Raw genomic sequence first — 15016 nt, forward strand, 5'->3', positions numbered from 1 at the left:
CAATAAGGGGTCATTCTACTATTGCATCAGGGGAGGATTTTATTTTATTATAAGCTAGATTGAAATTTTCTCTAATTTTTCTTTCAATTTCATCAGCGATTTCTTTGTTTTCTTTTAAAAATTGCTTAGCGTTTTCTCTTCCTTGCCCTAATCGTATATCTCCATAGGAATACCAAGCACCACTTTTTTCAATTATATCTATACTTGTGCCAATATCCAAAATACTTCCTTCCCTTGAAATACCTTCTCCATACATTATATCGAATTCTGCTTGTTTAAAAGGCGGAGCAATTTTATTTTTTACAACTTTGACACGGGTTCTATTTCCGATTATTTCATTTCCTTGTTTTATTGCATCTACTTTTCTCACATCTAGTCTTATTGTAGCATAAAATTTCAGAGCTCTTCCTCCAGGGGTTGTTTCAGGATTTCCAAACAGAACACCTACTTTTTCTCTAAGCTGGTTTATAAAGACCACAATAGTTTTAGACTTACTGGTGACCCCTGCTAATTTTCTCAAAGCTTGAGACATCAATCTTGCTTGAAGCCCTACATGGCTATCTCCCATTTCACCATCAATCTCCGCCTTAGGTACTAAAGCAGCAACAGAGTCTATCACAATTATGTCAACAGCACCACTTCTAACAAGGGCTTCTGCAATTTCTAAGGCTTGTTCGCCCGTATCAGGCTGCGCCACCAATAAATCCTCAATATTGACCCCAAGATTTTTTGCATATACAGGATCAAGAGCATGTTCTGCATCTATAAAAGCACCCGTTCCTCCCATTTTTTGTGCTTCTGCTATCATATGTAGCGCTAAGGTAGTTTTTCCTGAAGACTCAGGGCCAAAAATTTCTATTATCCTTCCCCTTGGAACTCCTCCGACACCTAAAGCAATGTCTAATTCAAGAGAACCTGTAGGTATTACTTCTACATTCAATTTTGCAGTATCTCCCAATCTCATGATAGAGCCCTTGCCAAACTGCCTCTCTATCTGACTTATAGCCATTTCTAAAGCCTTTTGTTTTTCTATCATTTATTATTTACCTCCCAAGAATACAAGGTATTGTATTAAATTAATTATATATTAATGGACATAACTAGTCAATTTTTATTCCCAGAAGATATCTTCTTACAATGTCTAAAGCATGTAGTACTGTCCTTGTCCTTATTTTACTTCTATCACCACTTAACATTAGTTTTTTTACATAGACTTTTTCATTGGTAGCAAAACCCACATACACTAATCCTACGGGCTTTTCAGGTGTTCCACCTGTAGGTCCTGCAATTCCAGTAGTAGACAAACCAAAATCAGCATTGGCCAATTTTCTTATATTTTCTGCCATTTCTTTTGCTGTCTCATGGCTTACTGCTCCATAAGACTCTAAAGTAGATTTTCTAACCCCTAAGATATTTTCTTTAGCTTCATTGCTGTAAGAAACAACACCTAAATTAAAGACTTTTGAAGCCCCTGATACATCTGTTATCTTTTTTGCCAATAAACCACCTGTACAAGATTCAGAGACAGCAAGAGTTAATTTGTTTTTCTGTAGTAATTTTATCACGACTTCTTCCATTTCTTCCTCATCTACAGCGTATATATAGTCACCTATGATACCTCTAATCCTTGATTCCATATCCTCAATCATTTCTAAAATTTCTTTGTCATCATGTCCTTTTGCAGTTATTCTCAAAGTTACGTATCCATCACCTACTAAAGGAGCAACAGTAGGATTAGAATTAAACAAAAGAGGTTTTACCATTTCCTCTACTTTTGATTCACCTAAGCCAAATATTTTGATTACTCGAGACTTTATAGTTTCATTAGTTTTGCTTTTAAGATAAGGATATACAGATTCCTCAAACATCGGAATTAGCTCAGAAGGTGGACCAGGCAAAATTATGATGATTTTGTTATCTTTTTCTATTATACAGCCAGGAGCTGTTCCATTTTTATTTGGCAAGATTTTTGCACCTTCTGGGAAAAAGGCTTGTTTGAAGTTGTTCATGGTAGGTGTTTGTCCTATTTTTTCAAAAAATCTTATTATCTCTTCTTTTGCTTCTATGTTTTCTACAAGAGGAAGACCTAAAAAAGAAGCCACTGTCTCTTTTGTAATGTCATCAACAGTAGGGCCTAATCCACCTGTTGTTATTATAAGGTCAGAGCGGTTAAAAGCGATATTTAAACATTCTTTTAATCTTTCTTCGTTATCTCCAACGTTAGTATGGAAATATATATCTATACCTAAAAGAGCCAATTTTTCAGATAAATATTTGGCGTTAGTATTTAAAATTTGTCCTAATAAAAGCTCTGTGCCAACAGAAATAATTTCTCCTCTCAATTAAAACACCTCTTTAATCTTTGAATAAATTTTTAGATTTTATAATATAATCTACACCCGAATAAATTGTCAAAATTAAAGCTATATACACCATTATAGTGTCGAAAGGAAAATTTATAAGGCTAAAAGGGTAATTATTAAGCATCAGTGCAATTACTGCTATCATTTGAAAAGTAGTTTTGTATTTACCGTAATTGCTGGCAGCAATGACAATTCCCTTATCAGCAGCAACTGTCCTAATACCTGTTATTAAAAATTCCCTTGCTAATATAACTACTACAATCCAACTTTGAATGCGTCCCATTTGCACTAAGGCTATTAGAGCAGAAGAAACCATTATTTTGTCTACCAGTGGGTCCATAAATTTCCCAAAATTAGTTATTTGATTAAACTTTCTTGCCACATATCCATCAAATTTGTCGGTCAATGCTGCAAGTGAAAATATTCCTGCAGCTATAAAATCGTTGTAGGGACCTCTGACAAGCATAAAAAACATAAAAATAGGTATTAAAAAAAGTCTTAACATTGTAAGTTTGTTTGCTAAATTCATTAATATTCCCCCACCAAATCGTACTCATAGGCATCTGTTATAGTTGCTACCACAAAATCTCCAGCTTTGAGTTTTTTGTTGCTTTTTACATAAACAACACCATCAATCTCAGGGGCATCCATATAACTTCTGCCATAATATATTCCATCTTCAAAGCCTTCAATAAGTACCTCTAACTGCTTCCCCACTTTTGAAAGATTATGCTGATAAGAAATTTCTTTTTGTATCTCCATCAACTCTTGTTGTCTTTTAATTTTGACACTCTTTTTAATTTGAGGCTTCATATAATACGATTTAGTTCCCTCTTCTCGAGAATATGTGAAAACTCCTACTCTCTCAAATCTTTTTTCTTTTATGAACTGTTTTAAATCCTCAAATTCTTCTTCTGTCTCTCCAGGGAAGCCTACCATAAAAGTAGTGCGTATTACCATGTTTGGAATGCTACGCAATCTACTTATAACCTCTTCTATTTTTTGTCTATTAGTATTTCTATTCATTCTTTTTAGGACTTCATCATGAGAATGTTGTAGCGGAATATCAATATATTTTACTATTTTTTCATTGTTTTTTATCTCTTCAACAAGTTCTTCTGTTACACTATCAGGATATGCATAAAGTAACCTAATCCACTTTAAACCATCAATCTTAGAAATTTCTTTTAAAAGTTGGGGCAGCATAAATTTTTTATAAACGTCTACTCCATATTTTGTAGTGTCTTGAGCAATGAGTATAAGTTCTTTTGCACCTTTTTTGACGAGTTCCTCGGCTTCTCTAAGTATGTCCTCCATTTTGCGACTTCTGTATCTTCCTCTAATCTTTGGAATTATGCAAAAAGAACAAGCATTGCTGCAACCTTCTGCAATTTTTAAATAGGCGTAATAATTTGGCGTAGTTAAAATGCGCTGTATTCCTTCATCATTTAGTAAATTAGCGTGTCCATATTCTAAAACAGTTTTTCCTTTTTCTATTTCTTCTATTACTTCTGCAATTTTGGGGAAATCTCCAGTGCCAATTACTGCATCTAATTCGGGAAGTTCTTTTAATAATTCTTTATTATATCTTTCAGACAAGCAACCAGTTGCAATAAGGTATTTTAGCCTGCGGTTTTTGAGTTTTCCCATCTCAATGATGTACTCTATCGACTCTCTTTTTGCATCCTCTATAAAGCCACAAGTATTTATAATGAGTATGTCAGCTTTATTTTTATCATTTACTATGTTATAACCTTTTTCTTTTAAAATTGCTAACATTTTTTCCGAATCAACTGTGTTTTTGGGACATCCAAGGGATATAATTCCTACATTTTTCATCTGCATTTCCTTTCTATTTTAAGATTCTTCTAATATTTTTTTTATTTCTTCTTTTGATAGAAGAATTTGCCTTGGCTTAGAACCATCATAACCGCTTATAATACCTTTTTGCTCTAATTGATCTATAATTCGGGCAGCTCTCGCGTACCCAATTCTTAATCTTCTTTGTAACATTGAAATAGAAGCTTGCCCTGTTTCTAAAATTACAGAAATAGCATCTTCTAATAACTCATCCTCTTGTTGTTCAAAAATTTTTCCATTTGTCTTTTCCTCAATTTCTATTTCTTCGTACTGAGGCTTAGAATGATTTTTTAAGAAATTTACTACAGCTTCTACTTCTTCTTCAGAGATAAAAGCTCCTTGAATTCGCATAGGTTTTGCTGCTCCTATAGGGTTAAAAAGCATATCGCCTTTTCCTAAAAGTTTTTCTGCACCTGTCATATCCAAGATTGTTCTTGAGTCAATTTGAGAAGATACAGCAAAAGAAATCCTTGAAGGGATGTTGGCTTTAATAACTCCCGTTATTACATCAACAGAGGGTCTTTGGGTAGCAATGACCAAATGAATGCCAGCAGCTCTTGCCATTTGAGCTAACCTAAATATATATTCTTCTACTTCTGCAGGAGAGACCATCATTAAGTCAGAAAGCTCATCAATTATGATTACAATTTTATATAAGCTGTTTTCTTTGTATTTTTCGTTATAGCTGTCTATATCTCTAACTCCATATTGGGCAAATAAATTATAACGCTTAGTCATTTCTTGTACTGCCCAATTTAAGACACCGGCTGCCTTTTTAGGGTCTGTGACAACCGGAGTTAAGAGATGAGGAATGCCGTTGTAAATATTAAGTTCTACTACTTTTGGATCTATCAATATCATTTTCACCTGTTGTGGAGGGGCTTTGTATAACAAACTCACTATAAGAGAATTTATGCAAACACTTTTACCAGAACCTGTCGCACCTGCAATGAGCAAATGAGGCATTTTAGATAAATCTGCTATGACAATATTACCAGCGATATCCTTTCCTAAACCAATTGCTAAGCCTGATTTAAAATTTCTAAACTTTTTGCTATCTATTACTTCTCTCAAATATACTGGAGCTATTTTATCATTTGGGACTTCTATTCCAATAGCAGATTTACCAGGAATCGGCGCTTCTATTCTCACAGAAGGCGCAGCTAGACTTAAAGCAATGTCATCTGTTAAACTCACAATTCTGCTAACTTTGACTCCTGCACTAGGTTGCAATTCAAAACGAGTAATTGCAGGCCCCTTTGTCACTTGGATAACTTTTGCATCAACTCCGAAGTTTTTAAGGGTGTCTTCTATTTTTTTTACTTTCTCCATTAACACTTCATTTTTTATTTTTGGTGGGGGAATTGCCTCTTTTAAAAGGGTTATAGGAGGAGGAAGATACTCGCTTTCTATAACCTCTTCTTTATCTTTTGTACCTTTTTCATAGATTTTTCTTTCTTCTTCTACTTGTTCAATTATATCGATTGTTCTATTTTTATCTGTTATATTTTCTTCAATTAAAGGTGTGAAATCCTCCTGAGAAGTAGAGGTAGAAATTACTTCCTTCTCATGGTCTGTTTTTTTTATCTTTTTTTTACGTTGTTTAAACTTCTGATAGGAAGATTCCATTAAGTTTACGATAGATACATTTGTAATAAGCACTATAAAAATTGCCAAAGAAGAAAACAATAATATATAGCTTCCTGTGATACCCAAAAGTTTTACTAGAAAATATACCAGTAAGGCAGCAACAACTCCTCCACCCATATTGTTTATACCATTAGTGTAAGCAGCTAAGATATAATTTTTTAATCCTTCATTAGAAGGGAAATAATACAAATGATCTAAACTTATGAGGGTTAGAAAAAGTCCAAAAAGTGCTGCAGCTTTATGTAATTTTATAAAATCTCGATTATTAAAAAGAAACATCAACGCAAATACTAAAAGTAAAGCAGATACAACATAAGAACCTATCCCAAAAGAACCCTTTAAAAAAATTCCTATGTTTTTACCTATAGCACCAGTTGTATCTGTATAAAGGCTTAAAAAAGAAATAAGTGTAAAAGCCAAAAATATAATTCCAATGATTTCGTTTTTGAGAGACTTTTGTTTTTTATCAATCATATATACCACCTGTTTATAATTTCTTCTATAAAAATTTTAGTATTAATTATGTAAAATAGCAACAAAAAAATAGATGTGCTAATTTTTTAAACACATCTATTATAACACAAAAATTTTTCTAATAAATACTTATCATGCTTCCTGGAGTATATTTTGCGTTTAGGTAATCAAAAGGATTAGTAGAATACATTCTTTGAATTATATAATTTCCATTTGAGAGTTTTTCTACTACTAACTGTTTATTCCCCATCTTTAGTTCTATATAATTGGTGGGTATATCTTCTCTTTTTTCAAAAATTAATTCATAGGGAATTATTGTATATAACATTATTCTTCACCTTTCTTTTTTTCTCTTTCTTCTATCATATTGTGTAACCTCTTTAAAGCTTCTTTGATACCCCCTATTTCGTCAATCAAACCGTAATCTACTGCTTCTTTTCCAACTAAGATTGTTCCTATGTCGTTGGCTAATTCTCCAGTTTTAAGCATAAGCTTCATAAAAGTATCTCTTTTTATTTTTGAATTTCGCACAATAAACTCTACTATTCTATCTTGCATTTTGTTGAAATAATCAAAAGTTTGGGGAACTCCTACTATTAATCCTGTCATTCTGATAGGGTGTATTGTCATGGTAGCACTTGGCACTATGTAAGAATAATTTGCTGAAACTGCTAAAGGCACCCCGATACTGTGACCTCCACCTAATACTATAGATACAGTAGGCTTAGAAAGGCTTGCTATCATTTCTGCAATAGCAAGACCTGCTTCCACATCTCCTCCTACAGTATTTAATAAAATCAAAACTCCTTTTATATTAGGGTTTTCTTCTATTGCTACCAATTGTGGTATTATGTGTTCATATTTTGTGGTTTTGTTTTGTGGAGGCAGTATCATGTGGCCTTCAATTTGCCCTATTATAGTAAGACAATGAATATTGCTTTCAAAATTAGGTACGTTTGTCTGGCCTAAATTTTTTAAATTCTCCTGAACATGTGGTAAAGTCTGAGGTTGTTCTGTTTCTTCATTTTTTAAAAAATTGCTCATCTTTATCACGCTCCTAATAATTAGTATAAAAAAAAAGCGCAATAGTATGCGCTTCCCTTTTAAAGATTAAATTCGTCATGTAGAACTCTAACTGCTTCTTCAGCTTTATCTTGACTTACAAGGCAAGAAATAGTATTATGAGAGTCAGCTGTTTGATAAATTTCTATATTATGCCTTGATAATGCCTTTATTACTCTTGCCATTACTCCTGGAACGCCTCTTATTCTATTACCAATTATAGAGACTTTTGAGCAATTAGTTCTGTAGGAATATTTTATATTGTTTTCTTCAAGAAGTTTTTGTAACTTTTTAAAATCCATCTCTGATATTGTAAAAACTTGTTTTTCAGGAAAAATATTAATAAGGTCAATGCTTATTTTTTCTTCTGCAATTTTTTCGAATATACTTTCTGTATTTTCACTGTTTTCTAGCACGATTTGAACTCTATGGTCCATATTGGCAATTCCAGTGACTAATTTGTCTATATCGTAAATATTATCGTAAGCCTCATTATATTGAGTTATAATGGTACCTGGACTGTCTGACATGGTATTTTTTATAACAAGGGGTATATTACCTCTCATTGCTATTTCTACCGCTCTAGGATGTACTACCTTTGCTCCTTGTTCTGCAAATTGGAATACTTCATTATAACTTATTTTTTTCAAAATATGAGCTTTTGAAACAATGCGAGGATCTGCTGTCATTATTCCATCTACATCTGTATATATTTCTACCGCGGAAGCTTTTAGAGCTTCACCTAAAAGAGCAGCAGTTGTATCACTGCCTCCTCGCCCTAACGTAGTTAAATCTCCTTCTTCTGTGATACCTTGAAAACCTGCTACTACAGGAATAATTCCCTCTTTTAAACTTTCTAAAAGTCTTGTTGGTTCTACTTTTATAATTTCCGCATTGCCAAAATTATCATCTGTTATAATGCCTGCTTGTCCTCCGGTAAATACTTTTGCTTTATAACCCTTCTTTGATAGGGTTGCAGCAAAAGTCACACTGGAGATTATTTCACCACAATTCATCAATAAATCTAATTCTCGTTTTGAAATATTGCTATCTATTGATTTAACCATGTTTATTAGAGTGTCTGTGGCATAAGGATCTCCATTTCTTCCCATTGCAGAAACTACTACTACCACGCTAAAACCGTTTTTAACTGCCTCAATTACTTTTGATGTAGCCATTTCTCTTCTCTCAGGTGTTGATACAGAAGTTCCACCAAATTTTTGTACCAATATTTTCACGTTCTCATCCTTTCCTTTTGAAGGTATCTAAGTTGAGACATTTTATATTATTATACTTCATTAAAGTGATAAAGAAAAGTAATATTTTTAATAAAACCGTCTTTTCTTTTCTTCGAATTCCACAATAAGCATATCGTCACCAATTTTTCTTATAGAGTCCCAACTTATTTCAATATAGTTTGTCTTTCCTCTAAATAAACCTTTTGATTCATATACTATTATTGAATGAATCCTTCCTGTTTCTTCATCAATAACTAAATCTGAATCTTCTACTAATCCCCATCTTCTTCCATCCGTTAAATTTACAATTTCTTTATTTCCAAATTCGCTTAACCGCATAGAACCCCTCCTTATATACCGGTATGGCCAAATCCTCCTTCATCTCTTTTAGTTTCTGAAAGGATTTCTGCCTCTACTATTGTTGGTCTTACTATTTGATTGATTACCATTTGAGCAATTCTTTGTCCCCTTGCGATTTTGACTGCTTCTTTTCCTAAATTGATGACTATCAATTTTATTTCTCCTCTGTAATCGGAATCAATTGTACCAGGAGTATTTAAAAGAGTTATTCCGTAGTTTAAAGCTAGGCCGCTTCTTGGCCTTATTTGGGCCTCAAAATTTGGAGGAAGTTCAATTTGTATACCTGTTGGAATTAGTTTTATTTCGCCAGGTTGTAATATGACTTCCTCTTTAACATTAGCATATAAATCCATGCCAGCGGCTCCTTCACTCATATAAGCAGGCAAAGGTAAGTCTTTAGCATCATCAGTTTTTTTAATCTTAAGTATTATGGACATTTTCTAACCACCCTTTATCTCTTTTGTTTAGTTTTCCAACCACGGCTATGCTCATGTCATCAGGATTTATAATTTTTTTAGCTAAGTCATTTATTTCCTCGTAAGTTAAGTTATCTATTGTTTGAAGTATTTCCTCTACAGTATGCACTTTATTAAATAAAAGCATGGATTTTCCTATTGTGCTCATTCTACTGCTTATACTGTCTAAATCCATTAATACATTTATGCGAAGTTGCTCTTTAAATTTATCAATCTCTTCTTTTGCTAAGCCTTTTGAATGCACTTCTTCCATTTCTTGCAAAATTAAGTCATATACCTTTCTAAAATTATTAGCGTTCATACTAGCAAAAATAGAAAAAACCCCAGCATGGTGATAGGTAGAAGGATAAGAATAAATCGAGTAAACCAATCCCTTATCTTCTCTTATTTTTTGAAATAGTCTTGAACTCATTCCTCCACCAAAAGCATTATTAATGACGGCTAAAGCATATACTTTCCTTAAGTCATAAGTTATCCCAGGTAAACCAATACATAAATTTACCTGTTCAAAATCTTTTTCATAAAAAGCTTTGTTTTTATGCCAAATTGGAGAAGTTAATTGAGAAATAACATTAGTTTTTTGAATTTTTGATAAATATTTTTGCAGTATTTCATAGATATCATCGCCAAAATTTCCTGCTATAGAAATGACTATGTTATCTTTGTTATAATGGGCATTATAATAATTTACAATTTGTTCTTTGTTTAGCTTTTTAATAGTAGAAAAAGTACCAAGTACAGGGAAAGACAAGGGATGTCCTTTCCATATTGTTTTTGCTAAAAGATTATAAGCTACGTCTTCAGGAGAATCTAATTCTGTCAATATTTCTTCAAAGATGACTTGCTTTTCCTTTTCTATGTCTTCTTCTTTAAAGGCAGGGTTAAATACCATATCAAAAAGTATATCAAGACCTTGTTTTACGTGAGTATTTAAGACTTTTATATAAAAACAGGTACTTTCTTTTTCAGTAAAGCCGTTTAACTGTCCACCAATACTATCCATTTCTTCCGCAATTTGCTTTGCACTTCTTAGCTTAGAACCTTTAAAAACCATGTGTTCTATAAAATGAGATATTCCGTTTATAGCTTTATGTTCGTACATAGAGCCTGCTTTAATCCATATCCCTATGTATACAGAATATGCGTGAGGAATTTTACAAGTTACAACTTTTACTCCTTCAATAATCTTTTGTTCGTACATTTTATCCTCCTTTGCAAATTTAATTATTATTATAGCAAATTTAATTGTTATCTACAATTACTTCCGATACTTTAGTTATTTTATAACCTTTTTCTTTAAGTTGTTTTATTATCTGTGGCAATGCTTCCACAGTATTTTGAGTAGGGTGCATTAACACAATAGCACCGTTGTGATATTTAGTCATAACTCTATCTACAATTGTTTGAGGACTTGGATTATTCCAATCTATGGTGTCCAAACTCCATAGAATAACTTTATATCCTAATTGTTCTGCTACCTTTACTACTTCATCATTGAAATCACCATACGGTGGTGCAAAAAGGGTAGGTTTTGTTCCTGTAATTTTTTCTAAAATTTCACCGCTTTTTTTAATATCTTCTTCATATTGTTGCCGACTTAAATTTGTATATTTTACATGTGTGTATCCATGACTTCCGATTTCATGGCCTTTTTGATAAATATCTTTTACAACATCAGGATTTTTTTCTGCCCATTTTCCTTCAAAAAAAAATGTAATATGGATATTGTTATCTTTAAAAATATCTAACATTTTTGGTATGTACTCATCTCCCCATGCGACGTTGCAAGCAAAGGCAATCTTTTTTTCCTTTGTATCTCCTTTATAAATAGGTTCATTGCTGTTAAAAACAGAAACGCTGCGTGTAATTATGTAAATTAAAAAGATGAGCAGTAATATTGCTAAGGAAAAAATAATCCAAAAGCTTTTTTTAGGATATTTTATATAAAATATTTTCATTATAACACCACCCGTTGATATTCTCACTTTAATTTTATTCAAACAGGCGGCGAATATATTACTAAAAAATAAAAAACATAAACCGTGGGTCGGTTTATGCCTTTAGTTTCTTTCTTCTTCCTCTTCATCAGGCAATGCGTCTTTTCTTGAAAGGCTTATTCTTCCGAGTTTGTCTATATCTGTGACTTTTACCAATATGTCATCGCCAACTTTTACTACATCTTCTACTTTTTGTACCCGTTTTTTTGATAGCTTAGAAATGTGGACAAGTCCTTCTTTACCAGGAGCAATTTCTACAAAAGCTCCAAAGGGTGTTATTCTAAGCACTTTTCCTAAATAAATTTCTCCTACTGCTATATCTTTTGTTATAGCCTCAATCATTTGCTTAGCTCTTTCGCCAGATCTCAAATCAGAAGCAGTAATGTATAACCTGCCATCTTCTTCAATATCAATTTTTACTCCCGTTTCTGCAATAATTTTACTTATGGTTTTGCCACCAGGTCCGATTATTTCTCTAATTTTTTCAGGGTCAACTACCATCCTTATAACACGAGGTGCGTATACTGATAACTGTTTTCTCGGTTCTTTTATAACTTCTAACATTTTGCTGAGAATGTATAGTCTACCCCTTCGGGCCTTTTCTAAAGCCATTTTCAAAATTTCTTTGTCAATTCCAGGAATTTTTATATCCATTTGTATCGCTGTGATTCCTTTTTCTGTGCCTGCTACTTTGAAGTCCATATCCCCTAAAAAGTCTTCAATTCCTTGTATATCAGTGAGTACAGAAACTACATCTCCTTCTTTGATAAGCCCCATAGCAACTCCTGCAACTGGAGCTTTTATTGGAACTCCTGCATCCATTAAAGCTAAAGTACTGCCACAAACACTAGCTTGAGAAGTAGAACCATTGGAACTTAAAACTTCTGACACTAATCTTATAGTATAGGGAAATTCCTCTTCAGAAGGAATCACCGGTTCTAAAGCCCTTTCTGCTAAAGCTCCATGACCAATTTCCCTTCTACCAGGACCTCTTAGAGGCCTTACTTCTCCAACACTGTAGGGTGGAAAATTGTAATGATGCATATATCTTTTTGCTTCTTCATCTCCTATGCCATCTAAAATCTGAATATCTCCTAATGCACCTAATGTTGCTACTGTAAGCACTTGAGTTTGTCCTCTTGTGAAAATCGCAGAACCGTGAGTTCTGGGTAGCACTCCTACTTCGCACCATATTGGTCTTATGTCGTCAAGGCCCCTGCCATCTACTCTTATTCTTTCCTCTGTTATCATTTTTCGCATTTGTTCTTTCATTATATTGTAAAGTACTTCATCTATATCAGCAAGATTATCAGGATATTCTTCTTTAAAGTGCTCTAAAACTTCTTGTTCAACTTTATCTAAGTTGTCGTTTCTCTCTTTCTTTTCTGCTGTTCTTAACGCATTGTATATTTTTTCTGTTGCATAGGCTCTTACTTTTTCTTCTAGGTCTTTGTCTATTTCATGTAAAATTACTTCGCTTTTCGGAACACCTACTTCTTTAACTATTCCTTCTATAAACTCTACAATCTGTTTGATATATTCGTGAGCATACATTATAGCATCTAGCATAGTTTCTTCAGGAATCTCTTTTGCCCCTGCTTCCACCATTACAATAGCATCTTTCGTTCCTGAAACCACTAAATGCATTAAGCTTTTTTCTCTTTGCTCATGGTTAGGATTAATTATAAATTGTCCATCGACTAATCCTACTGCTACCGCTCCTGTAGGACCATTAAAAGGAATATCAGAAATTGAAAGAGCAACAGACGAACCAATCATTGCGACTATTTCTGGTTGTACGTCAGGGTCAACAGATAAAACTGTAGCTATAACTTGTACATCATTTCTATAACCATGGGGAAATAAAGGCCTAATTGGTCTGTCAATTAACCGAGCAGAGAGAATTGCCTTTTCACTAGGTTTCCCTTCTCTTTTTATGAAACCACCAGGAATTTTACCGACAGAGTACAATCTTTCTTCGTACTCAACAGTTAAAGGAAAAAAGTCAATTCCTTCTCGGGGTTCTTTGGAAGCACAGGCAGTAACTAGAACGACAGTATCCCCGTATTTTACCCAAGCTGCTCCATTTGCTTGTTGAGCTACTTTTCCTATCTGGACTAACAACTTTCTCCCGGCTAGTTCCATTTCAAAAGTTCGTTCTTCCATGTTATCCTCCTTTCGTAAAATTTTATAGAAAATAGAGCGAGGTATCTCGCTCTATTTTCTTAAATCTAATTTTTCGATAATGGCACGATACCTCTCCATATCTGTTTTCATTAAATAATTTAACAGTGCCCTTCTTTGCCCAACCATTTTAAGAAGACCTCTTCTTGAATGATGGTCTTTTTTATGAACTTGCAAATGAGCATTTAAGTTATTTATTCTCTCAGTTAAAAGGGCAATTTGAACTTCTGGAGAACCTGTGTCAGTATCGTGGAGCTTGAACTTATTGATTATTTCTGCCTTTTTTTCTTTGTCCAGCACTTTTTTCACCTCCATCTTTTAGAATACGCCTTATGCATAGAATACCGCCGGAGATACGGGTATCAAAGCATAAGGTAAATCGCTATTTTATTTTATCACATAATGTTTCTGTTGTAAAATATTTTTAAAGTTTTTAGCATAATTAATATCTTTAAAAACTTGTTCTTTTAAGGCTTCTAAATTTTGAAATTTAATTTCATCTCTTATTCTTGTTATAAATTCAACTTCTAAATATTTATCATATAAATTTTCATTGTAATCTAAAATGTAAGATTCGACAGAAATGCTTTTGCCACCAAAAGTAGGCTTCGAGCCAACATTTGTGACAGCTATATAAAATTTGTCTTCTATTTTTACTCGCGTCACATATACTCCTGCTTTTGGCAAAACCAAATCTTCTGATATTTGTAGATTAGCAGTAGGAAAACCTAATTTTCGCCCAATTTCTTGTCCATGAATCACTTTTCCTTGCAAGGAAAAAAAACGTCCTAATAAACTATTTGCCTCTTCAACTTTACCTGATTTTATTAATTCCCTGATATAGCTGCTGCTTACTACAATACCCTCCCTTATAACTGGTGGGACAACATAAACTTTATATGAATATATTTTGGAATATTTTTTTAATGTATCTACATTCCCTAAAGCTTTGTAGCCAAATCTATAATTATGTCCCACCACTGCTATTTTAATGTTTAATAGCTCTACTAAAATTTTTTTTATAAATTCTTCAGCAGTTAATTTAGAAAAACTTTCAGTAAAGTCAAAAAATATTCCGTAATCAAGGTTAAATTGCTTTAAAATTTCTACCTTTTTTTGATAAGTAGTTATAAGCTCTGGTTGCTTGTCAGGGGTTAAAATTTTTGAAGTATGCTGTTTAAAAGTGAAAACAGCGCTCGCTAAGTTATTCTCTTTAGAAAGAGCTATTGCTTGCTTAATTAATTCCTGGTGACCTATATGAACTCCATCAAAATTGCCTAAAGCTATTACTTTGGCCTCTTTGTATTTTGATGCATTGCTTTCATAAACAATCTGCAAATTATCATTTCCCC

15 protein-coding genes are annotated in these 15016 nt (G+C 33.1%); all 15 read right to left on the reverse strand.

Annotated elements, in window-relative coordinates; all coding sequences use genetic code 11:
- Positions 1-10 precede the first annotated feature (10 nt).
- Entirely contained in the window at positions 11-1036 is a 1026-nt protein-coding gene (gene recA / locus THEBR_RS06045) for a recombinase RecA (RefSeq protein WP_003866772.1), read from the reverse strand.
- A 64-nt stretch (positions 1037-1100) separates the two neighbouring features.
- Entirely contained in the window at positions 1101-2342 is a 1242-nt protein-coding gene (locus tag THEBR_RS06050) for a competence/damage-inducible protein A (RefSeq protein ID WP_003869118.1), read from the reverse strand.
- Positions 2343-2355: 13 nt separating this feature from the next.
- Positions 2356-2892, reverse strand: coding sequence for a CDP-diacylglycerol--glycerol-3-phosphate 3-phosphatidyltransferase (pgsA, locus tag THEBR_RS06055; RefSeq protein WP_004396226.1), 537 nt, complete (start codon positions 2890-2892; stop codon positions 2356-2358).
- Entirely contained in the window at positions 2892-4202 is a 1311-nt protein-coding gene (gene rimO, locus THEBR_RS06060; protein WP_003869120.1) for a 30S ribosomal protein S12 methylthiotransferase RimO, read from the reverse strand. The genes pgsA and rimO overlap by 1 nt, the downstream gene beginning before the upstream one ends.
- An 18-nt stretch (positions 4203-4220) precedes the next feature.
- On the reverse strand, positions 4221-6347 hold the full coding sequence (locus tag THEBR_RS06065; RefSeq protein ID WP_004396224.1) for an FtsK/SpoIIIE family DNA translocase: 2127 nt from the start codon (positions 6345-6347) through the stop codon (positions 4221-4223).
- A 118-nt stretch (positions 6348-6465) separates the two neighbouring features.
- Entirely contained in the window at positions 6466-6675 is a 210-nt protein-coding gene (locus THEBR_RS06070; protein ID WP_004396223.1) for a YlzJ-like family protein, read from the reverse strand.
- Positions 6675-7391 (reverse strand): ClpP family protease, encoded by a 717-nt coding sequence (locus tag THEBR_RS06075; protein WP_003869123.1) that lies wholly within the window; start codon positions 7389-7391, stop codon positions 6675-6677. The genes THEBR_RS06070 and THEBR_RS06075 overlap by 1 nt, the downstream gene beginning before the upstream one ends.
- A gap of 59 nt (positions 7392-7450) precedes the next feature.
- Entirely contained in the window at positions 7451-8647 is a 1197-nt protein-coding gene (dapG, locus tag THEBR_RS06080) for an aspartate kinase (RefSeq protein WP_003869124.1), read from the reverse strand.
- 87 nt (positions 8648-8734) lie between these two features.
- A complete protein-coding gene (locus THEBR_RS06085) occupies positions 8735-8986 on the reverse strand; it encodes a YlmC/YmxH family sporulation protein (protein WP_003869125.1) in 252 nt (83 codons plus the stop codon).
- Between the two features lie 11 nt (positions 8987-8997).
- The gene (gene dut / locus THEBR_RS06090) at positions 8998-9444 is read right to left on the reverse strand and encodes a dUTP diphosphatase (protein ID WP_003869126.1); all 447 of its coding nucleotides are present in this window, start codon (positions 9442-9444) and stop codon (positions 8998-9000) included.
- Positions 9428-10684, reverse strand: a complete 1257-nt coding sequence (locus THEBR_RS06095) for a M16 family metallopeptidase (protein WP_012269352.1) — start codon at positions 10682-10684, stop codon at positions 9428-9430. The genes dut and THEBR_RS06095 overlap by 17 nt, the downstream gene beginning before the upstream one ends.
- Before the next feature lie 40 nt (positions 10685-10724).
- Positions 10725-11441, reverse strand: a complete 717-nt coding sequence (locus THEBR_RS06100; protein ID WP_003869128.1) for a polysaccharide deacetylase family protein — start codon at positions 11439-11441, stop codon at positions 10725-10727.
- A gap of 102 nt (positions 11442-11543) precedes the next feature.
- Entirely contained in the window at positions 11544-13646 is a 2103-nt protein-coding gene (locus THEBR_RS06105) for a polyribonucleotide nucleotidyltransferase (RefSeq protein WP_004396216.1), read from the reverse strand.
- Positions 13647-13697: 51 nt separating this feature from the next.
- On the reverse strand, positions 13698-13964 hold the full coding sequence (rpsO, locus tag THEBR_RS06110) for a 30S ribosomal protein S15 (RefSeq protein WP_003866758.1): 267 nt from the start codon (positions 13962-13964) through the stop codon (positions 13698-13700).
- 87 nt (positions 13965-14051) lie between these two features.
- A complete protein-coding gene (locus tag THEBR_RS06115; protein ID WP_012269353.1) occupies positions 14052-15002 on the reverse strand; it encodes a bifunctional riboflavin kinase/FAD synthetase in 951 nt (316 codons plus the stop codon).
- Positions 15003-15016: the final 14 nt, after the last annotated feature.

The organism is Thermoanaerobacter brockii subsp. finnii Ako-1 (assembly GCF_000175295.2).
Taxonomy (GTDB): domain Bacteria; phylum Bacillota; class Thermoanaerobacteria; order Thermoanaerobacterales; family Thermoanaerobacteraceae; genus Thermoanaerobacter; species Thermoanaerobacter pseudethanolicus.

Excerpts from the sequence above, each read along its gene's own strand:
- recA (WP_003866772.1), bottom strand. The coding sequence starts at position 1,036 with ATGATAGAAAAACAAAAGGCTTTAGAAATGGCTATAAGTCAGATAGAG.
- pgsA (WP_004396226.1), bottom strand. The coding sequence starts at position 2,892 with ATGAATTTAGCAAACAAACTTACAATGTTAAGACTTTTTTTAATACCT.
- rimO (WP_003869120.1), bottom strand. The coding sequence starts at position 4,202 with ATGAAAAATGTAGGAATTATATCCCTTGGATGTCCCAAAAACACAGTT.
- THEBR_RS06065 (WP_004396224.1), bottom strand. The coding sequence starts at position 6,347 with ATGATTGATAAAAAACAAAAGTCTCTCAAAAACGAAATCATTGGAATT.
- THEBR_RS06070 (WP_004396223.1), bottom strand. The coding sequence starts at position 6,675 with ATGTTATATACAATAATTCCCTATGAATTAATTTTTGAAAAAAGAGAA.
- THEBR_RS06075 (WP_003869123.1), bottom strand. The coding sequence starts at position 7,391 with ATGAGCAATTTTTTAAAAAATGAAGAAACAGAACAACCTCAGACTTTA.
- THEBR_RS06085 (WP_003869125.1), bottom strand. The coding sequence starts at position 8,986 with ATGCGGTTAAGCGAATTTGGAAATAAAGAAATTGTAAATTTAACGGAT.
- dut (WP_003869126.1), bottom strand. The coding sequence starts at position 9,444 with ATGTCCATAATACTTAAGATTAAAAAAACTGATGATGCTAAAGACTTA.
- THEBR_RS06095 (WP_012269352.1), bottom strand. The coding sequence starts at position 10,684 with ATGTACGAACAAAAGATTATTGAAGGAGTAAAAGTTGTAACTTGTAAA.
- THEBR_RS06100 (WP_003869128.1), bottom strand. The coding sequence starts at position 11,441 with ATGAAAATATTTTATATAAAATATCCTAAAAAAAGCTTTTGGATTATT.
- THEBR_RS06105 (WP_004396216.1), bottom strand. The coding sequence starts at position 13,646 with ATGGAAGAACGAACTTTTGAAATGGAACTAGCCGGGAGAAAGTTGTTA.